13 protein-coding genes and 2 tRNA genes are annotated in these 20,836 nt (G+C 65.2%); 4 read left to right on the forward strand and 11 right to left on the reverse strand.

The annotated features are described in order from the left end of the window. Positions 1–5: 5 nt before the first annotated feature. Both Q8Z05_RS00565 and Q8Z05_RS00570 read right to left on the reverse strand, forming a co-directional pair. Positions 6–806, reverse strand: coding sequence for an electron transfer flavoprotein subunit beta/FixA family protein (locus Q8Z05_RS00565; protein WP_305941610.1), 801 nt, complete (start codon positions 804–806; stop codon positions 6–8). A gap of 262 nt (positions 807–1,068) precedes the next feature. Further along, a complete protein-coding gene (locus Q8Z05_RS00570) occupies positions 1,069–2,730 on the reverse strand; it encodes a trypsin-like peptidase domain-containing protein (RefSeq protein ID WP_305941611.1) in 1,662 nt (553 codons plus the stop codon). 300 nt (positions 2,731–3,030) lie between these two features. Between Q8Z05_RS00570 and Q8Z05_RS00575 the strand changes: the two genes are divergently transcribed. Further along, complete coding sequence (locus Q8Z05_RS00575; protein WP_305941612.1) at positions 3,031–5,073, forward strand: TPM domain-containing protein; 2,043 nt, start codon at positions 3,031–3,033, stop codon at positions 5,071–5,073. Positions 5,074–5,184: 111 nt separating this feature from the next. Continuing rightward, on the forward strand, positions 5,185–5,976 hold the full coding sequence (locus Q8Z05_RS00580; protein ID WP_305941613.1) for a PspA/IM30 family protein: 792 nt from the start codon (positions 5,185–5,187) through the stop codon (positions 5,974–5,976). 110 nt (positions 5,977–6,086) lie between these two features. On the opposite strand, the gene Q8Z05_RS00585 is transcribed toward Q8Z05_RS00580, so the two are convergent. Then, positions 6,087–7,328, reverse strand: a complete 1,242-nt coding sequence (locus Q8Z05_RS00585; protein ID WP_305941614.1) for a hypothetical protein — start codon at positions 7,326–7,328, stop codon at positions 6,087–6,089. Positions 7,329–7,536: 208 nt separating this feature from the next. On the opposite strand from Q8Z05_RS00585, the gene Q8Z05_RS00590 reads away from it, so the two are divergent. Beyond that, positions 7,537–8,961, forward strand: a complete 1,425-nt coding sequence (locus Q8Z05_RS00590; protein WP_305941615.1) for a cryptochrome/photolyase family protein — start codon at positions 7,537–7,539, stop codon at positions 8,959–8,961. Positions 8,962–8,997: 36 nt separating this feature from the next. Here the strand turns inward: Q8Z05_RS00590 and Q8Z05_RS00595 are convergent, their stop codons facing one another. The 5 genes from Q8Z05_RS00595 to Q8Z05_RS00615 all read right to left on the reverse strand — a co-directional run bounded on the left by Q8Z05_RS00595 (position 8,998) and on the right by Q8Z05_RS00615 (position 15,110). Beyond that, positions 8,998–9,936, reverse strand: coding sequence for a cytochrome b/b6 domain-containing protein (locus Q8Z05_RS00595; protein WP_305941616.1), 939 nt, complete (start codon positions 9,934–9,936; stop codon positions 8,998–9,000). A gap of 345 nt (positions 9,937–10,281) precedes the next feature. After that, positions 10,282–10,358, reverse strand: a tRNA-Met gene (locus Q8Z05_RS00600). A gap of 124 nt (positions 10,359–10,482) precedes the next feature. Continuing rightward, positions 10,483–10,556: transfer RNA gene (locus tag Q8Z05_RS00605), tRNA-Met, on the reverse strand. 215 nt (positions 10,557–10,771) lie between these two features. After that, positions 10,772–13,789, reverse strand: coding sequence for a UPF0182 family membrane protein (locus tag Q8Z05_RS00610; RefSeq protein ID WP_305941617.1), 3,018 nt, complete (start codon positions 13,787–13,789; stop codon positions 10,772–10,774). A 157-nt stretch (positions 13,790–13,946) separates the two neighbouring features. After that, positions 13,947–15,110: a YlbL family protein gene (locus tag Q8Z05_RS00615; protein ID WP_305941618.1), complete on the reverse strand. Its 1,164-nt coding sequence runs from the start codon at positions 15,108–15,110 to the stop codon at positions 13,947–13,949. 220 nt (positions 15,111–15,330) lie between these two features. Between Q8Z05_RS00615 and Q8Z05_RS00620 the strand changes: the two genes are divergently transcribed. Beyond that, positions 15,331–16,761, forward strand: a complete 1,431-nt coding sequence (locus Q8Z05_RS00620; protein WP_305941619.1) for a zinc-dependent metalloprotease — start codon at positions 15,331–15,333, stop codon at positions 16,759–16,761. Positions 16,762–16,781: 20 nt separating this feature from the next. Here Q8Z05_RS00620 and Q8Z05_RS21430 read toward each other — a convergent pair whose 3' ends face one another. From Q8Z05_RS21430 to nudC, 3 genes are all read right to left on the reverse strand, one after another. After that, positions 16,782–17,417 (reverse strand): M48 metallopeptidase family protein, encoded by a 636-nt coding sequence (locus Q8Z05_RS21430; protein WP_371745901.1) that lies wholly within the window; start codon positions 17,415–17,417, stop codon positions 16,782–16,784. Beyond that, positions 17,417–19,594: an ATP-dependent DNA helicase UvrD2 gene (locus tag Q8Z05_RS00635; RefSeq protein WP_371745902.1), complete on the reverse strand. Its 2,178-nt coding sequence runs from the start codon at positions 19,592–19,594 to the stop codon at positions 17,417–17,419. Before Q8Z05_RS00635 ends, Q8Z05_RS21430 begins: the two co-directional genes overlap by 1 nt. A gap of 79 nt (positions 19,595–19,673) precedes the next feature. Continuing rightward, complete coding sequence (gene nudC / locus Q8Z05_RS00640; protein WP_305941620.1) at positions 19,674–20,750, reverse strand: NAD(+) diphosphatase; 1,077 nt, start codon at positions 20,748–20,750, stop codon at positions 19,674–19,676. Positions 20,751–20,836 lie beyond the last annotated feature (86 nt).

Raw genomic sequence — 20,836 nt, forward strand, 5'->3', positions numbered from 1 at the left:
TCCTCTTAGAGCAGCTTCTGGGCGGCCAGGAAGTCCACCAGCTTGATGCCGGCGTCGCCTTCGTCGGTGATGATGGTGCCGGCGGTGCGCGGCGGACGGGCCGCTGCCGTCTGGACTTCAGTCCAGGAACCGGCTTTGCCCACCTGCGCAGGGTCTACGCCGATCTCCGCGAGGCTAAGGGTGGTGATGGTCTTTCGTTTGGCCGCGATGATTCCCTTGAAGTTGGGGAACCGGGGCTCGTTGATCTGGTCCGTCACGGACACGACGGCGGGCAGCGCCGCCTCCACCGTGTCGTAGTGGGTGTCGCTGTCGCGGCGGGCGATGACGCGGCCGCCGTCGACCTCAAGTTCGGAGGCGAACGTGACCTGCGGGAGACCGAGCCGCTCTGCAAGCTGCGCGGGAACCAGGGAGGTCTCGCCGTCGGTGGACGCCATGCCGGTCAGGACCAGGTCCACGGGGCTGTCCGCCCCGAGGTGGCGAACGGCTGCTGCCAGCGCCAGGGAGGTGGCGGCGGCGTCGGATCCGGCCAGGGCGTCGTCCCGGAGGTGGACGCCCTCGGTGGCGCCGATCTGCAGGGACTTCTTGATGGCATTGACGGCGCCGGCGGGACCCATGCTCAGGGCGATGACCTGGTTGCCGGCTTTCGCTCCGCCGCGGGCCTCGATCAGCTGCAGCGCAGCCTCCAGGGCGTACTCGTCCAGCTCGGACAGGATGCTATCGGCGCGGTCCGTGGTGTTGTCCTCGCCGCTGAGGTGACGGTCCAATTGCGCGTCTGGTACATGCTTGACCAGAACGATGATCTTCAATGTCTCTTCCACTTTCTGTACAGCAGCCTTCCATGCTTGTGGATAGCCAGCCGGGTGAGGTTATGGCCGCGGATCTCCCCGGGGTGCGGGTAGATCCAAGCTAACCATATAGCGGGGTGCCCGCGCCGTCCCGTTAACGCCTGTGTCAGGCCGTGCGATGAGGCGGGGCGCGGCGCCCCGGTTAACGCCGCGGAGGCGGGCCCACCGTCCGGTGGTCCCGCCTCCGCTGCCTGATGTGCCGATGGTACCGGGGGCAGCCCGTTTACTGTTCGGCCGCGGCGCCGAGCGTCACGTCCACCTGCTGTTCCTGGCCGTTGCGAAGAATGGTGACCTTCACGGAGGCACCCGCCGGCTGTTCCCGGACCGCTGCGGTCAGCTGGTTGGGATCACTGATGGCAAGGTCGTTGAACCTGGTGACGACGTCACCCACTTTGATTCCGGCCTTGGCGGCGGCCGACCCGGACTCCACTGTGGCCACTTCGGCACCTACCGAGAAGGACGAGTTCGACGACGTGGATGACTTGGCCTTGACGCTAACGCCGAACTGGCCGTGCGTAGCCTTGCCGGTATCGATGATCTCCTGTGCCACCCGCTTGGCATGGTTGATGGGAACGCTGAAGCCCACGCCGATGTTGCCGCTGGTGCTGGAGCTCGAATCGCCGCCGGCGGAGGCGATGGCCACGTTCACGCCGATGATCTCACCCTTGCTGTTAACCAGGGCGCCACCGGAGTTGCCGGGGTTGATGGCGGCATCGGTCTGGATCACGTTGATGGCGATGGAGCCCTGGTTCGACGTGCTCTGGCTCTGGCCGCCGTCCGGCGGTGCAAACTGGAAGCCGCCCTCGTCGTCGCTCTGGGAATCATCCGCACCTTCCTTCGGCGCCGCCGAAGAAGCAACGCTGATGGTCCGGTTCAGGGTGGAGACAATGCCGTCGGTGACGGTGCCCGTCAGGCCCAGGGGCGAACCGATGGCAATGGCGGTGTCGCCCACGTTGAGTTTGCTGGAGTCGCCGAGCGTTGCCGGCGTCAGCCCGGAAGCGTTGTCCACCTTGATGACGGCCAGGTCGCTCAGCGGGTCGGTGCCGACGATTTTGGCGGTGAGCACCCTGCCGTCACTGGTCCGTACTTCGATGACGGCGTTGGCCGTTTTACCGTCAAGGGTCACCACATGGGTGTTTGTGAGGATGTGGCCGTCGTCGTCCAGGATGATTCCCGATCCGGTGCCGCCGTCGCTTCCGCTGGTCGCCTTGATGGTCACAACACTCGGCGAGGCTTTCACCGACGCGGCGGTGATGACGTTTACGTCGTCCTTGTTGTTGACGATGACGGTGCTCGGCTGGCTGCCGGTACTGCTGACGGATGAGGTGGAGCCGTCGTTGAGGAAGGCGTCACTGGCGGCCACAACGCCCCCGCCGACCAGGCCGGCGGCGAGGATGCTGGCCACGAGGGTACCCACGCCGAAGGCCGCTTTCCGCTTCGGCGTGCTTGCAGGGTCCGAGGCGTACATGCTTCCGGGGTGCTGGCCGCCTTGACCTGCATAGGGAGCGGTCCCCTGGTAGCCGCCGTGGGGCTGGGCTGCGTATGACTGGGCTGAAGTGGACTGGGGTGCGCCGGCACCGGAGTAGCTGCTGTCCCCCGGGTGGGTGCCGGCCTGGCCGTGCGGACCTGCCTGCTGGCCGTAGAAAGGCTGGTGCTGGGGGTAAACGGGTCGGGGGGCATCGTTTTCGCCGGCCCGCTGCTGTTCGGCTCCGGAGGGGCCCTGCGCGTCTCCGGAGGGGGTCTGGTCGAGCCGGATGGTCGGGTTGTCCTGAACTGTCGGTTCCTGATGGGCTGAGTCTCCGGGAGGCTGCGCCTGCCAGCCTTCCCGGGGCTTTTCAGGACCCGTATTCTCAGGCGATCCACCCTGTGCTGGGTTCTCAGTCATTAGACTTCCTTTCATCCTTGTCTGCCTTTAACTATGGACCCTCAGACTGAAGCTAAAGCGAACGTTGACTGGGAGGTTCCTGAACGCCGTCGGAATCGGTTTTTGGGGCGCCCCGTTCCGTGCGGGAAGCGCTTTTCGCTGGTGGCATATTCCCCGTTGTGGACGGGCAAATTGGTGCACCATAGAATCAATTGGAATTGCCACAGCGACCTGCGGCTTTACACATGCGTGGGGGCGCTGCTGCATTCTGTGACGACTGGCTCGGCCCGAATCAGTCGCAGAAGTGCTGAAGGGTTGCACATGCGGTCTAAGTTCAAACGTCTCCTCGCCGTGATCGGCCTTGCCGGGTTGCTGGCGGTTCCCGCCACCTCAGCCTGGGCCGAGCCACCGGTGACCATTCCGTCCGGCACGAACATCGTGGATAATGCCAAGGTCCTGGGCGGCCGCACACCTGAAGTCCAGGAAGCCATTCGGACGCTCCTGAAGGATCATAAGTACAACCTGTACGTGGTTACCGTGAAGTCGTTTGAGAACCCGACAGATCCCGCGGAATGGGGCCAAGCAGTTGCGAAACAAAAGGGTATGGGCCCGGCAGACGTCATCCTGACGATAGCCACCGATGACGGCAAGTACTACTTCTCACCGAACAGCTCGAGTTCCATCTATCCCAAGCGCACAGCCATCACCCAGAATGCCATTGCCGCCAACCTCGGCGCAGGCAAAAAGGACTACGCACAGGCAGCTATCGACACCGCGGGGGCCATCGGAAACGCCGCAGGCGGAGGCAGCGGCACCGTCCCGTCGGGTGACGGCGCCGGCGCTGCTGTTCTGGTCGGCACGGGCGTCGTCGTAGCCGGTGGTGCGGGCGCGTACCTTTACTTCCGCAACAAGCGCAAGAAAGCAGCGCTGGCATCGAGCGCCAGCTATGGACCACAAGGCGCAGAACTCGACCCGCTTGCCTCCCTCAGCGTGGACGAGCTGCGGAAGAAGAGCGGTTCACTGCTCATCGAAGCGGATAACGCCATCAACTCGAGCGAGCAGGAACTCGGCTTCGCGCAGGCCCAGTACGGCGATGCCGCCGTCGGAAACTTCACGAAAGCCCTGCAGGAAGCCAAGGGACACATGTCCGAGTCGTTCAAACTGCAGCAGCAGCTTGACGACCATATCCCCGACACTGAGGAACAGCAGCGCAGCTGGCTCGGTGAGATCATCCGCCGCTCGGAAGCCGCCATGGCGTCCCTCCAGGAACAAAAGGCCGACTTCGATTCACTCCGTGAACTGGAGAAGAACGCGCCCCAGGCCCTCGCCGCGGTGAACGCGGGCGCCCAGGAAGCCGACTCCCGGATCGCCACTGCGGAGCAGACCCTTGCTTCGCTTCGGGCCAAGTACGCCGACAGCGCCCTGGTCCAGGTCTCGGACAACATCGGCCAGGCCAAGGAGCGGCTGGCCTTCGTGCAGAATGCCACCGCAACGGCCCAGGACAAGCTCGCATCCGGCGAGGGAAGCCTGGCCGCCGTCGCCGTTCGCGCCGCGGAAGAAAGCCTGCACCAGACCAAGGTGTTGCTCGACGCCATCACCAAAGTCTCCGGAAGCCTGGACGAAGCACGCAACAGCCTTGAGGCGGCAGTTGTTGACACGTCCCAGGACCTGGCGCAGGCCAAGGCGATGATCCAGTCCGGAGCCCACCCCGAATTGGCCGGACCGGTGGCCAAGGTGGAGGCTGCCCTGGCGCAGGTCAAGACCGAGATCCAGGGCGGCAAGATCGATCCGATTGCCACCCTAGAGCGGGTGGAGACAGCCCATCAGGCGCTGGACCAGTCCCTGACCGGCATCCGGGACCAGCAGGAACAGGCCCGCCGGGCGCAGGCGTCACTGCAGCAGACCATCATGTCGGCCCAGGCGCAGATCAGCGCCACCTCGGACTACATCACGGCACGCCGTGGCGGAGTGGGGACTGAAGCGCGTACCCGTTTGGCCGAAGCCCAGCGGAACCTGGATTATGCCTTGTCCATCTCCCGCAATGATCCGGTCACTGCGTTGACCTATGCCCAGCAGGCGCACGCCCTTGCAGCCCAGGCTGCGCAGCTCGCCCAGGGGGACGTGGACAGCTTCGGTTACGCCAACCAGGGCTACGGCCGCGGCGGCATGTTCGGCGGCGGCGGTGGCGGCGGCCTTGGCGGCGCCATCCTGGGCGGCATCCTCATCAACTCCATCCTCAACGGCGGAAGCGGCGGCGGCTGGGGCGGCGGCCACAGTGACGGCGGCGGCTGGGGCGGCGGAGATTTCGGCGGCGGGGACTTTGGCGGCGGCGATTTCGGCGGCGGAGACTCCGGCAGCTTCTAGCCGAACCACAGACTAGGCGGCGGCCGGCCCGGCCGGCCGCCGGATAGAAGCGGTACATCAACTGTTCACTGAATTCAGTGGCGACCACTGAGCAGGATGAAAGGCAACACCATGGTTAAGCAGTCCATTTTCGGCCGTATGGCGCAGCTGGCAAAGGCGAATATCAACTCCCTGCTGGACCAGGCCGAAGACCCGCAGAAGATGCTGGACCAGATGGTCCGGGATTACACCAACAACATTGCCGAAGCTGAATCTGCTGTGGCGCAGACCATCGGCAATCTGCGGATGCTCCAGGACGACTACAACGAGGACATCAAGAACGCCCAGGACTGGGGCAACAAGGCCCTCGCGGCCTCCCGCAAGGCCGACGAGTACCGTAGCAGCGGCGACGCAGTGGACGCCCAGAAGTTCGACAACCTGGCCAAGGTGGCCATCCAGCGCCAGATGGCAGCCGAGAACGAAGCCAAGGCAGCCGAGCCCAGCATCGCCTCGCAGACCGAGGTTGTGGACAAGCTCAAGACCGGCCTGGACCAGATGAAGGGCAAGCTGAATGAGCTGACCAGCAAGCGCAACGAACTGGTGGCCCGGTCCAAGACGGCCGCGGCGCAGTCGCAGGTCCACGATGCCCTCAAGAGCATCGACTTCATGGACCCCACCAGCGAGGTGGGCCGTTTCGAAGAGAAGATCCGCCGCGAAGAGGCCAAAGTCCGCGGCCAGCAGGAGCTCGCTGCTTCCAGCCTGGACGCGCAGTTCAACCAACTCGAAGACCTCGGCGAGCAGACCGAGATCGAAGCACGGCTCGCAGCACTGAAGTCCGGCGGCGCGAAGCCGGCCCTTGGCGCCTCGACGAACTCATCGGACGCCGGCTCCACTGTCGAAGAGGCAGATTTCGACAAGCTCTAGGCAGCGCTCCGGTTTCCGGACCGGGCGACAGAATGGCCGGGGTCCCCTCAGGGGACCCCGGCCTTTTCGTTTCTTGGACTATCGCGGGTCTAGGACTGTCGCTGGCCCGGCTAGGCCAGGCTCACCGCCGGCTCCCCCGCTGACGTCAGCCCGGCCCCTGCCGTGCAACTCCCGGAACGAACCTCGCCGTCGTTATAGACCTGGCGCAGGCAGTTACGGAGGGCCAACTGGCCCCAGTAGTTGGGGTGCAGCGATTCCTGGATGTAGTAATCGCTGAAGGCCGTGCTGGCAGTCCGGACCTCGTTGATCCATTCGCTGATGTCCGCGGCGCCGGGGCTCCTCCAGTCCGCCAGTGCGGTGTTGTTCAGCTTCTGTGTAGTGTCCGCGCACAGATCATGCCCGCTGAACAGTGAGGCCACATTGAGCGTGTGAACACCGGCCACCCCGGAAGCAGCGATTCCGGCTGAAATAGTGGAGTTGATTGCGGGAACGGCGGTGCCGGTAGCCCAGTCCAGGTCCGCGTTCCAGAAACCGCAGCCGTAAGTGCTCTGCCTGCTGAATCCGGCTTCGGAGTATGAAATATCCGAACTCCGCGGCAGGGGCGAGACGTAGTTCTGCACCACCAGGCTGTACTGCCCGGGCGCATACCCGGCCCCTCCCATGGCCTTGGCCACGTTTGCGAGGGAGGCACCTATCCGGGAGGCCACCGCCGCGCGGTTGGAGGCCGAGAAGTTCGTGGCCACCGTGGCGGAGTCCTTGCAGTAACTCGGCGCCCACGACGGACTGGTCATGAACTTCGAGACGCACGTGGCGATGATGCCGGCAAACCCCAGGTCGTTGCCGCCGACCGAGACCACCACCATGCTGACCCGGTGGGTTGATGCGAAGTTCTGCAGCGCCAGCGACTGGCCCGTGTTGCCGGCCGCGTCCTTGTAGAAGTCCAGCCCCGGTTTGAACTCACCGGACGAGTTCCAGGACGTGCCCGTCTTGGCGCCGGAACATGCCAGGTTGAGTGCCTGCGCCTGCCCGATCCTGATCTCCGCCGAGGAGGAACGGTGGCAGCCCGCCGTACTTTCCGATTGCCCGGCGTCAATGTAGGCGGCGTCGCCCAGTGCATCGGTCTGGGCGGGGTCGCTCGAGTTGCCCGCCCAGCGCCCCGCTTCCCCTGAAATGTACGAATCGCCCACGCTGACCACCCACTCATCGCCACCAATGGGCCCGGCGTGGGCGGTCGGGGCAATCACCGCGGACACTGAGACGGCTGTGGCGAGTCCGGCCAGGAGCGCCCGCGTGACCGGCACGCTGCGGCGTTCTGTTCGCGGCCGTTGGTTCGATGGAAGGAATAGCTTCATTGGTCATCCTTTTTCTGCACGCGGCAGCATCGCGGCGGGCAGGTGGACGGCATCCGGCCGCCTCCAGCCGTGTGCCGTTGTCGACAGGAAAGGCCTGATCCGAACGGAACCGCCGCTGCGGAAGAGTGCGAGCAACGGACGGCTGGAGCGAGTCTACGGCTAAGTTACCGGCCGGTAAACAGCAGAGGCTGCCGTGTACCGTGGAACCATGCCTTCCACCATTGTCTGGCTCCGTGATGACCTCCGCCTGGATGACAATCCGGCCCTTGCCGAAGCCGCAACCCTGGGCCACCCCGTGACCGTCGTCTACATCCTGGACGAAGAGTCGCCAGGAGTGCGCGGGCTGGGCGGTGCGGCCAAGTGGTGGCTGCACCATTCGCTGGCGTCCCTGGCCGCCGGATTGGAGTCCGCGGGCTCCCGGTTGGTCCTTCGACGGGGAAGCGCGGCAGGAATCATCCAGGAACTCGCGGCCGAAACAGAGGCCACGCACCTGAGGTGGAACCGCAGGTACGGCGGCCCCGAACGTCACATCGACGCCGGCATCAAGGCCTGGGCCGGGGACCATGACCTTGACGCCGCAAGTTTCCAAGCGAGCCTCATGTTTGAGCCCTGGACCGTGCGGACCGGAGCAGGCGGACCGTACAAGGTGTTCACCCCCTTCTGGCGCGCGTGCCTGGAAAGCGGTGAGCCGCGGATGCCCTCAGATGCACCCCACAAGCTGCCCTCTCCTGCCAAGGGCGCCCACGGCGCGGTGCCACACAGCGATGAACTGGACAGTTGGGAGCTGCTCCCCCGCACTCCGGACTGGAGCGCCGGGCTTGCGGAAGAGTGGACGCCCGGCGAGGCCGGCGCCCACAGCCGCCTGCAGGACTTCCTGGACGGCCCTGTCGAGGACTATGGAACCGGCCGGGACCGGCCGGGGGTCGAGGGCACCAGCCGCCTCTCCCCCCACCTTCGCTTCGGCGAAATCAGTCCCTTCCGTGTCTGGCACGCGCTCCGGGAGCGCTTCCCGCAGAAGGCGCCCGCCGACGTCGGGATCTTCCGTTCAGAACTGGGCTGGCGCGAGTTCTGCTGGCAGCTGCTGTATGAGAACCCTGAGCTGGCCACCCGGAACTACCGCCCGGACTTCGACCGCTTCGAGTGGCAAACGCCGTCGAACGCTGAACTGGAAGCCTGGCAGCAGGGCCGGACGGGATATCCGCTGGTGGACGCCGGAATGCGTCAGCTGTGGCAGACAGGCTGGATGCACAACCGCGTCCGCATGGCGGCAGCGTCATTCCTGGTGAAGAACCTGCTGGCTGACTGGAGGCTGGGCGAGGCCTGGTTCTGGGACACCCTGGTGGACGCCGATTCAGCCAGCAATCCGGCAAACTGGCAGTGGGTGGCCGGATCCGGAGCGGACGCTTCCCCCTATTTCCGGATCTTCAACCCTGTGACGCAAAGCAAGAAGTTCGACGCCGCGGGCCGCTACCTGCGGCAGTACATCCCGGAAATCGCCGGCATGGATGACAAGAGCATCCACGAACCATGGAAAGCGCTGCAGGACGCTGGCGGATACCCGGAACCGGTGGTGGGCCTGCCGGAGTCGCGTGAGCGGGCCCTGGAGACCTACCAGAAGCTCAAGGACAGCTGAACCGGGGCCCCGCCGGGCAGCGGCCGCCGCCCGCGGTCAGCGGCTGCTGACCTTGCCCATCAAAGAGGCAAGGGGACTGAGGAAGACCGGCCGTGCCAGGAACCACGCGGCGACCATCACGGCGACGGACGCAGCGAAGATGCCGAACCCAACCCAGCTGACTTCGTCACTGCCGCCGTACATATGGTTCAGGTTGCGGAGCGCGCCGGTGGCCAGGACCAGGAACACGTGGACCACGATGAAGGCAACGAAGTAGATCATCACCGGGAAGTGCACGGCGCGGGCGGCCTCGATCGGGTAAGCCTTGTTCAGGGCCTTGGCGTTCTTGGGCCACGCCGAGGACATCCTCAGACCCGTGATGAACGCCAGCGGCGCTGCGATGAAGACGGTGATGAAGTAGGTCAGCAACTGGAGGGCGTTGTAGTTCACCCAGCCGTTCTCCGTGGGCCAGTTCAGTGAGGCGTACTGCAGCGCAGCCGAGAGCGCGTTGGGGAAGACATCCCAGCTGGTGGGTACGATCCGCGCCCATTGGCCGGTGGCAAAAATCAGGACAGCAAATACGATGCCGTTGAGGATCCAGAGTGCGTCCAGCACCAGGTGGAACCACAGTGCCAGGCTGATCTTGGTCGGAGCATTCCGGGTGCGGATCAGGCCCTTGTTGTTCCGGGTCCAGTAGGCGGCCGGACGGGTCTGCGTGCGCACCTGCCAGCCGGAACGGATGATCAGCAGCAGGAAGAAGCCATTGAGGAAGTGCTGCCACGCCAGCCACGCCGGGAAACCCACCGGAGTACCCTCAGGCAACTCCGAGTGGCCCGGGTAGGCCGCCAGGAAGTCCTTGACGCCGGCAAGCCCGGTAGCCCATCTAGCGGCCAGCACCACGAGAACCAGGGCAACCAGCACGGCGGGCACCGCCCAGTACAGTCTGGCCCACTTGCCCTTTGCGCTTCCAGGCTTCTTCTTGGTAGGTAGTGACATCGAACAGCATTCCTCTCGAGAATGATCGACTAGTGACGTGGGCGGATCCACCACCCCCGGCCGGTCCGCACCGGCAGGAGCGCCGACTTGGTTAACTGCGCCTTAATAGCTTGGATCATGAACAGCGGAAGAGCGAACCCGTCCGGGGCCGTGGTCATCCCCCGCAATATACGATCCGGTTCCGGGAGGCTACGGCCTGCCAGTCCGGCGTTCGTCATTGAACGCTACCTGGCCGCGCGGTACGCTGCCCCCGCGAATGAGAATACTAGGAAATGCTAGTAGTTAGGGACGTTCGGACAAAAAAGAGGCCCTGACCGGGGTGTTCCCGGTCAGGGCCTCTCTTGGTGGTTGCGGGGACAGGATTTGAACCTGTGACCTCTGGGTTATGAGCCCAGCGAGCTACCGAACTGCTCCACCCCGCGTCGCTTGATCAACAATACCCTACTTTTGCGGCGGCCCCGACCACTGTCCGACACCGGGCCCCAAGTACCGCGACAAAGCAAAAGGCCCGGAATCCCTTTCGGGAATTCCGGGCCTTTTCCTCAGTTGCGGGGACAGGATTTGAACCTGTGACCTCTGGGTTATGAGCCCAGCGAGCTACCGAACTGCTCCACCCCGCGTCGCAAGAACAACATTACCCGCCGGTGAACTTCAGACCAAATTGAGGGAACGTGATCTGCGTCTCCGCAGTCAAGAGTGCCGTTCCGAAGCGGCACCTGTCCCGCAACCGGCTCTTCCCGCGGGAGACGGCAAAGGCCGGCTTCCCCGCCCTTGCGGAAGGGAAAACCGGCCTGATCCGGCCGGGCAGGCTGCCGGGGGCAGCCTGCCCGCCTGACTAGCTACTCGGTGACGGCGACGGCGTGGCGGCAGCCGACGGGTCTCCCGTGGGCGCCGGGGTGGCCGCCGGGGTCGGCGATGCACTTTCAGTGGCGAGCTTCGCTTCGGCGTCGATCGCCTTCTGCAGTGCAGCGGACAGCTTCTTCTGCTGCTCGCCGTAGGCGGCGAAATCACCCTTCGCGAGGGCTTCCTGGCCGGCCCGGATGGCCGCGTTTGCTTCCTCCAGCGCCGCCCTCAGTTCCGCCTTGGCGTCGGTGGTACCGGTAGGCGGCGGAGTGCTGCCCCCAGTGGGCGGAGGAGTCTGCCCGTTGTTGTCCGAGTCCCCGGCCGAAGCGCCCGAGTCACCGCCGAACAGCTGGTTCAACGCCTGGTCCAGCGTTGGCGCAAAGCCGATCTTGTCACCGAACGCCACCAGGACGCGCTGCAGCGTGGGGTAGGACGTTTCGCCCGTGGACCGCAGGTAGACAGGCTGCACGTACAGGAGGCCACCGCCCACGGGGAGGGTCAGGAGGTTGCCATTGAGGACGTCAGAGGCGCCTTGGCGCAGCAGGTTCAGCGCCTGGGACACCGTGGGATCCGAGTTGAACTTGTTCTGGGCCTGGCCCGGACCGGGAACCTGCGCCTCCGGCGGAATCTGCAGGAGCCTGAGCTGACCGTAGCTTTCAGCCTTCACGCCCTTTTGGTTGCCGGCGTCGGAATCCGCGGCGAGGAATCCGTAAAGCACGTTACGGGCGGTGCCGTTGACCACCTGCGGGATGAACGATGAGGTGAGCTGGAACGCGGGCTTATCCTGGTCCGGCATCTGCAGCGACATGTAGAACGGCGGCTGCTTGACCGGCTCGCTGACCGTGGGATCGTTCGGCACGGACCAGGCGTCGTTGTTCGTGTAGAAGTTGTCAGGCTGGGTGACGTGGTAACGGCCCAGCAGCTCACGCTGGACCTTGAACAGGTCCTCGGGGTAGCGGACGTGGCTCATGAGGGCGCCGGACATCTCCGAGTATGGCTTCAGGGAGCTGGGGAAGACCTTCTGCCAGGCTTTCAGCACCGGATCCTGGTCGTCCCAGGCGTACAGCGTTACCGAGCCGTCGTAGGCGTCAACCGTTGCCTTGACGGAGTTGCGGATGTAGTTCACCGAACTGTTGGGCAGGGCAACGGTGCGTCCCGCGGTCGTCTGTGAGTCGGCGGTGGCCGACGACAGCTGTTCCTGCTGGGAATACGGGTAGTACTGACTCGTGGTGTAGCCGTCCACGATCCATTTCACCCGGCCGTCCACCACCGCCGGGTAGGCGTTTCCGTCGACCGTCAGGTACGGGGCGACTTTTTCGACGCGGTCGCGCGGGTTGCGGTCGTAAAGAATCTGCGACTCGGCATTCACGCCGTCGGACAGCAGGAGGTCGGACGACTGGAACTTGATCGAATAGAGAACCTTGTTGAAGAAGCTGCCGACGTTCGGCCCGCCGTTGCCGGTGAAGGTGTACTGGGTTTCGCCGTCGCCTTCCTTGCCGGCGGGACGGTCCTGTTCACGGTTCGGTGCGCCGTCCGGTGCGCCGACAATCGAGTACTCGGGAGAGTTCTCGCCGAAGTAGATCCGCGGCTGGTAGCTCGTATCGTTGCCGAGGACACCGGTGGACGGAATGCCGGACTGCAGGAACTCAGGCTTGCCGTCCGCGGTGAACTTGTTGCCCTTCGCGGCCACGACGCCGTAGCCGTGGGTGTAGACCACGTGCCGGTTCAGCCAGGACTGCTGGTTGGCACTAAGGCCGTCCGGGTTCAGCTCACGGACCGCTATCACGGTGTCTTGGACTTTGCCGTCAACCTCGTAGCGGTCAACGTTGAGCGCGCTGGGGAACTGATAGTAGGGCCGGTACTGCTCAAGCTGGGAGAAGGCGTCCGAAATCAGGTTCGGGTCCAGGAGCCGGATATTGGCGGTCGTCTGCGCGTCCGGGGCCAGGGCACCGGTGGTGGCGGTGGTGGTGGCGTTGTACCGCTCCTCCTGGATCTTATCCAGGCCGTAGGCTGCGCGGGTCATGCTGATGTTCCGTTCGATGAACGGCTTCTCAAGGGTCTGTTCGGACGGGCGCACCTGGAACTGCTGGATGACCCAGGGGTAGACACCGCCGGCAAGGATGGACGTAATGACCAGCATGGCGGTGCCGATAACCGGCAGGCGCCATTTGCCGATCACGGCAGCGACGATGAACAGGATTGCCACCAGCGCGGCGGCGACAGCCAGGATCGACTTGGTGGGGATGACGGCGTTGACATCCGTGTAGAGGGCGCCGGACCAGCGTCCGTTGCTGTTCTGCACCGCGGAGTAGCGGTCCAGCCAGAAGTTCACGCCCAGCAGCAGCAGGAATGCCGCCCCCGTCACAGCAAGGTGGATCTGGGCGGCACGGCTGGTGAAGATGCCGCGTTCCATGATCCGGATGCTGCCGTAGAGGTAGTGCGTCAGGATTCCGGCGATGCCGGCAACCACCACCACGCTGATGAGGAAGCCCGTGACAAAACCGAGGAACGGGAGGGTCATCAGGTAGAAGCTGATGTCCAGGTTGAACTGCGGATCGTTCTGCCCGAATGCTTCCTGGTTCAGGAAGAGCAGCACTTTCTGCCACTGGCTGGCGGCGGCGCTCCCGGCGAACAGGCCGAAAAGTATGGGCAGGCCGATCATCACTACCCGGCGGACCGGCTCCAGCTGCGCCTGGTAGCGGTTCAGGTTGTCCCTGATTTCCGAATCCGGGGCGTACACGGGACGCGCGTGATAGGCGATGCGGATGGCATAGAACATCGCCGCGAACATGAGGGCGAACGCGATCAGGAAGATGACGATCCGGGCCAGGTTCTCCGTCAGGAAGACTTCAAAGAACCCAAGCTGCTGGTACCAGAGGACATCTGTCCAAACGTTGGCGAAGAAGATGAATCCGACCACAACCAGTGCAACGACGATCAACGTCGGCGTCAAGGCACCTCGCCTTGGCTGGGGTCTTCCGGGCGGAGTGGAGCTGGCGGGACGGGACAAACTCGGTACCTCATAGCTGGTTGTCAGTTACTGGTCTTGTCATAAATCAGGTGCGCGTGGTGATGTGATGCTGCGACAGCCGTGCCACCCCTAATGAGGGCTCGACGTCAGTCACTATTGCCACGAGTGGCGGTGGTGCTTAGTTCCTGCAATTAGTCTAGTTGCTGGTGCACGCCGGAAGGCCGGATGTGTCGCCCCCTGAAGCGACCACTTCGACGGCTTCCCGCGCCTCAGCCAGGCTTTCGACCTTGACTACCTGCAGTCCGTCCGGGATGTGCCCCACCACTTCCGCGCAGTTGGCGGCCGGGGCCAGGAACACCTCAGCACCGTCCCCCCGGGCCCCGTACATCTTCTGTCCGATGCCGCCGATGGATCCGACCACGCCGTCGGGCGTGATGGTGCCGGTCCCGGCAATGTGTTTGCCGCCGGTGAGGTCCCCCGGGGTGACGGTGTCGATGATGCCGAGCGCGAACATCATGCCCGCGCTGGGGCCGCCCACTTTCTCGAGGGAAATCCTTACGTCAAACGGGAACGTGAAGTCGTACTGCAGCAGCACGCCGAGGATAAACTTGCCGGCCGCGTTCTCGGTGGGGGTGATGGTCTCAGTGACTGCGGCGCCGTCACGCGTCACGACGACGACGGCGGGCTTTCCCTGCCCCGCGGCAAGTTCCTCCTGCACCACGCGGAGCGACGTCACGGGCTTGCCGTTCACAGTGGCGAACACGTCGCCGGCCTGGAGCTTGCCGGCGGAAGCCGACTGGTCGGCAAGGTCAGCCACCAGGAGCTTCTGTTCAAAGGGGATGTCGAGTTCCTTGAGCGCGGATGCCGTGGCGTTCTCCTGGGAAGTGGTCATCGCCACCGCGCTCTCCTGCTGGGACTCCTCCTTCGTGACCCCGGTGGGAAAGATCAGCTCTTCCGGATAGACGGCTTTGGACTTGTCCAGCCAGGCCGAGAAAGCTTCGAAAACGCTGACCGGACCGTTGGGACCGCCGTCAACATAGACAGTGGTGAGGTCCAGGTTCCCCTTGGCCGGAAACGTCTCTCGGCCGGTCACGCTGATCACGGGTTTCCCGTTGTCGCTTGCCAGGGTATTAAAGGTGGGCCCGGGCGATTCCACCACATACGGCACGGGAAGGCTGCCGGCGGTTATTCCCAGCGCGAGCGCCATCAATCCGGACGCCACCATCGCGGGGTAGCGGTTATCGCGCGCTTTGGCCCGGCGGGACGTCGGCCGCCGTGAAAGCCTGCCACGGGTGGTTCCGCCGCCGCTTCCGGAATCCGCGGGATCCCCCGGAACGTGGTCACCCTGAATGATTGTCAATGAAGGACCTCTTCTGTACCTGCGCCCGCGGACGAGGCAGTGTGGCCGAACCCGATCGTGATGACGGCAGCCTGCAAATATTCCGATTACTAACACTACGCGGTGAGCAGGCGTGGACGCTCTTTGCCTACAGCGAACGGGGCCGGATTCGGCAGACAGCCGCCAACGCCCCGGGGTACCGTGAAGGTGATCAACAGTCACACCGACGATCGGCGGGATCATGACCTCCAACCCACTCAATCCGTCCAATGGCGACGACGACACCCCCAAGGATCCGCTTGCGGAAATGCTTCAAAACCTCATGGGCGGCAAGGGCATGGGTGACATAGACCCCGCTGAACTGGCCAAGGCGGCAGGGCTTCCTGACGACCCGAACCTCCTGGCCCAGATGTTCTCGCAGGTGCAGGCCATGATGAGCGCGACCTCCGAAGGGCCCGTCAACTGGCAGCTTGCCCATGACAACGCGCGGCGGGTGGCTGCAAGTGGCTCCGACCCCTCTGTCACGGCGCAGCAGTCGCGTGAAATAGACGAGGCCCTGCGCTTGGCTGAGCTGTGGCTGGACCAGGTCACGGAGCTCCCCGCCACCGGCCTGATCGGCCGGGCCTGGTCCCGGGCCGAATGGGTCGAGGAAACGCTCGGCACCTGGAAGCGGCTCACCGAACCGGTGGCAAACAGCATTGCCAATGCACTGTCCACCGCCATGACGGAGCAGATGCCCGAGGAAATGAAGTCCATGATGGGCGGCGCCTCCTCGATGCTGCAGAACATGGGCGGTGCCATTTTCGGCATGCAGCTGGGCCAGGCAATTGGTGCCCTGTCGGCGGAAGTGGTCAGTTCAACGGACATCGGCGTCCCGCTGGCCGACCTTGAGATGGCGCTCCTCCCGGCCAACGTGGCCAAGTTCGGTGAAGGCCTGAGCCTGCCCGAAAACGACATCCGGCTCTTCCTGGCTGTGCGCGAAGCGGCCCACGCCCGCCTCTTTGTGCAGGTACCCTGGCTCCGCGGCCACCTCCTCGGTGCTATCGAGGCCTATGCCCGGGGCATCCACATCGACACCTCCAAGATCGAGGAACTGGCCCGGGAAATCGACCCGAGCAATCCCGAAGGCATCCAGGAAGCACTGTCCCAGGGCGTTTTCATGCCGCAGCGGACTCCTGCCCAGGAACAGGCACTGGAAAAACTTGAAACAGCGCTGGCCCTGGTCGAAGGCTGGGTGGACGAGCTGACGGCAGCAGCCACGGAAAAGTTCCTGCCCTCGGCGTCCGCGCTGCGCGAGACTGTCCGGCGGCGCCGTGCCACCGGCGGTCCGGCCGAGCATGCCTTCTCATCCCTGGTGGGACTGGAACTTCGTCCCCGCCGCCTCCGCGAAGCTGCCGCTTTGTGGGCATCCCTCAAGGAAGAACGCGGCACCGCCGGCCGAGACGCCATCTGGCAGCACCCCGATCTCCTGCCCACCGGCGAGGACCTGGATGATCCGCAGGGATTCAGTGCACGGCGCAAGCTCGCCGAAGCGAGCGACACTGAGGTGGATGACGCACTGCAGAAACTGTTGAGCGGCGGATTCGATGAACCGGCCAAAGACGAAAAAGACTCCGGGAAAGACGAGGACGGATCGGGCAAGGACGACGACGGCGGGGCACCGAAGGCCTGACCCTCCGGTTTTGCGGTCAGCTAGAAGAGCACTGACGGGACTTCGGTTCCGTCGGTGCTCTCGCCTTCTCCGTCAGCGTCAGGTGCCAGTCCGCGGGACGTGGCGAACGCGACGCCCTCAAGGAACGCCTTGGCCCGCTGCGTCTCGGGGTACGCCTCCAGAAGGCGCCAGAACGCGGCGTTGTGCCCGGCGACGAGCAGATGGGCCAGCTCGTGGAGCAGCACGTAGTCAATGACCCATTGCGGCATGCTGCGCAGCTTGTCGGAGAGCCTGATGGTTCCATCGGCGGGAGTAGCCGATCCCCAGCGGGAATTCTGGTTGCTGACCCAGCGCACTGACGACGGCACGGAGCGCCCGCCAAGGTACTTCGCCGACAGTTCGGCTGCGTGCGCCGCCAGGGCGGCATCCGTGGCCGGCCGGCGCCGTCCTTCACCCCGCGACCGCCGCACTCCTTGGAGCCGGAGCTTCTCGAGCATCCGGTGCACCCATTCGCTTTCCTGGGCCTTGCTGAAGTGCGCCGGAATGGCCACCACCGCAGTGCCGTTCTCCCAGAACGCGGCCACCGTCCGGCGTCGGCGGGCCGAGCGGCGGACGACCACCGGCGCACCGTCGGGGGTCGTCAGCGGAATCGCCCGAGGCGTGGCGCCGCCGGCCATCAGGCGCTGCCGCTTTCCGTGAGGACCTCAAGCACTGCTTCACCGTATTTCTCCAGCTTGGAGGGGCCGACTCCGGCCAGCCGGGCCAGTTCCTCCAGGGAAGCGGGCCGTGCCTCAGCGATCGCCGTCAGCGTCGCGTCGGTAAACACCACAAATGCCGGGACTTCGGCGGCAAGGGCAACATCCTTCCGCCACTGGCGCAGCGCGTCGAAAGTCTGTTCCTCGTAGCTCGGCGGGCACTGGCTGCAGCGGCCCACCTTGCGTTCAGCGCCGGTGGACAGCATGCTTCCGCAGACCCTGCACATCGCTGGGGCTGCTGCCTTCCGCCGCGGCGCAGGGCCTTTGCCGCGCGCCGTGGAGCTGGCCACCGAATCCGGCCGAAGGCCGTCCAGGAAGCGTGAAGGCTTACGGTTGGCCCTGCCCCCCGGGGTCCGGGCCAGGGACCAGGAGAGCGACAGGTGCTCGCGAGCCCGGGTGATGCCCACATAGAGCAGCCGGCGTTCCTCATCCACGTCTTCCGGGGAATCCGCAAAAGAGATCGGCATGAGGCCCTCGCAGAGTCCCACGAGGAAGACCGCGTCCCACTCGAGGCCCTTGGCAGCGTGCAGCGACGCCAGCGTGACGCCTTGGACAGTGGGTGCATGCTGGGCCAGTGAACGCTCCTGCAGTTCATTGACAAAGTCCGCGAGGGTGAACTGTGGACCCCGGCTCAAGACCAGCTCATCGGCAAGCGCAACCAGAGCGGCCAGCGATTCCCAGCGTTCCCTAAGGGCTCCGCCGTTGTGCGGGGCGGACTCCGTATAGCCAAGGGACGCCACGATGTCCCGGACCAGCTGGCCGAGGGGTTCGGGCTCCGAGGTTTCCGCGGCGGCCCGGGTGGCCGCCCTGAGCTGGAGGATGGCGTCCCGGACTTCCTTGCGGGCGAAGAACCGCTCTCCCCCGCGCAGCTGATAGCCGATGCCGGCTGAAGCCAATGCCTGTTCGTAGGCCTCAGACTGCCCGTTGGTGCGGAACAGCACGGCGATCTCGCTGGCCGGTGTGCCGGCGTCGAGCAGTTCGCGGATCTTGATTGCCACGGTGGCGGCCTCGGCTTCATCGTCCGCGCACTCGGTGAACTGCGGCGGCGGCCCGGGCGGCCGCTGTGCAACCAGTTTCAGCGGCGCCGCCCAGGCGGCGTCCGCTACGGGGCCTCCGCTGCGCCGGCCTGCGAGCAGGTCGTTGGCCAGCTTGACCACCTGCGGAGTGGACCGGTAATCCCGGATCAGCTTCACGACGTTGGCGCCGGGGTACATGGCCTTGAAACCGAGCAGGTGCCTGGGTGAAGCACCGGTGAACGAATAAATGGTCTGGCTGGCGTCGCCCACGACGCAGAGTTCGTCGCGTCCCCCCAGCCAGAGTTCCAGGAGCCGCTGCTGCAACGGCGAAACGTCCTGGTATTCGTCCACCACGAAGTGCCGGTACTGTTCGCGGACGGTGGCTGCCACCTTCGGGTCCTCCTGCAGGATCCCGACGGTAATCAGGAGGACGTCCTCGAAGTCGATGACGTTGCGGTCGGTCTTGACGTCCTCGTAGGCCTGGAACACACGGGCGACAGCGGTGAGGTCGAAGCCGCCGGGATTGCCCCGGCCCTGCGCATTCTCAAGGTAGTTCGCCGGCGTCAGCATGGACACCTTGGCCCACTCGATCTCCGAGGCCAGATCCCTGATGGATGCGCGGTCCGTGCTGAGCCTCAGGCGACGGGCAGCTTCGGCGATCATCTGTGCCTTGTGGTCGAGCAGGTTCGGGAGCGCACCGCCAACCGCCTGCGGCCAGAAGAACTGCAGCTGCCGGAGGGCTGCGGCGTGAAAGGTGCGTGCCTGGACGTTGCCGACGCCGAGATCGCGGAGCCGGCTTCGCATCTCCGCCGCGGCGCGTGCGGTGAAGGTCACTGCCAGCAGCCGCTGCGGGCTGTAGACGCCCGAGTGCACGCCGTAGGCAATCCGGTGGGTGATGGCGCGCGTTTTGCCCGTGCCTGCGCCCGCGAGCACGCACAGCGGTCCGTTCAGCGTGCTCGCGACTTCCCGCTGCTCGTCGTCCAGTCCGCCGAGAATGCGGTCTTCCAGGGACCGGTTGTCCAGTAGAGCCCTGGGGGATGCCGTGTCGCCGGAGGCGCTTCGTTCAAAATTGTCAGTTGTCACTTGCTGCTCAGTCAGTTGGTGCTCGGTAACTTGTGATGGGTGGCTCGGTGGTGCCGGGTGGAGGTTCACTGCACGGACGTCAGGCGTCGGCGGGACGGTCCTGGATGACGCCGCCGTACCAGTGTTCAATCAGGGACCGAGCGATGGACAGCCGGCTGGAGATGACGATCTCCCCGCTCAGCACTGCGGCCTGGAGTTCTGAACGGCTGAACCAGCGCGCCCGGGTGACCTCCACGCCGTCGGGCGTTGCCTCGGTGTCCAGCGTCCGGGCCGTGAACCCCAGCATCAGGGATGCAGGGAATGGCCAGGACTGGGAACCCAGGTACTGGGCGGCGGTAACCCTGACGCCCACTTCCTCCTGGATCTCGCGGACCACGGCCTGCTCCAGGGACTCACCCGGCTCCACGAACCCGGCCAGGGTGGAAAAGTTTTTCGCATCGAGCGGTCCGCCGCCACCGAGGAGGAGCCGGTCATCCGGGCCAACCACCGTCACGATGATGGCGGGGTCGGTCCGGGGGTAGTGCTCGGAGTTGTCTGCGGGACACCGGCGGACCCAGCCTCCTGCCTCCACCACGGTCGCGGCACCGCACCGCGGACAGTGAACGTGCGTGGCATGCCAGTTCGCAATTGCACTGGCCTCGATGAAGAGGGCGGTATCCGTGGCATTCAAGAGGGCAGCCACGTCCCGGAACCCCGTCCACACGGCATCCGACGGGATTCCCGCGATGCCGCGTTCGAACTGTTCCGCCCGGACCTCGAACGGTTCCGCCAGGACAAAAAGAACGATTTCCGTGCCCTCGTCCAGCTGTGAACCGGCCATGGCAGCGCCAAGGTAAATGGTCATTGCCGGCGGCGACCCTGCCTCGGCAAGGCTCTCCGCAAGTCCGGCGGCGTCCGTCAGCAGGAGGCCGCCGCCGCGGACCAACGCCTGCCGATGCGAAAGGACCATGGCCAACGCCCGTCCCGAGCTGACCACGGAGTCAACCATGCCCGGCTTCATCCTGGCGCCGGATCCCCTGTCAATGAGGGCGGGCCTGACAGGAAGGACCGTGTCCATCAGGTGGTTCGCCGGCAGCCGCTGCAACGTTGCTGTACTGTCTTGGGCCACATTTGCAGGTGCCTGATTTTTGGATGCCGGGGACTCCGCAAGACTCATGTACCCACCGTACTGACTCCGGCAGACAATTGACATTTGCTCCGGCGGCGGCCGCCTTGCCAAAAGCCCGGCGGCAAGCCTGCCAG

Source organism: Arthrobacter oryzae, from assembly GCF_030718995.1.
Taxonomy (GTDB): domain Bacteria; phylum Actinomycetota; class Actinomycetes; order Actinomycetales; family Micrococcaceae; genus Arthrobacter; species Arthrobacter oryzae_C.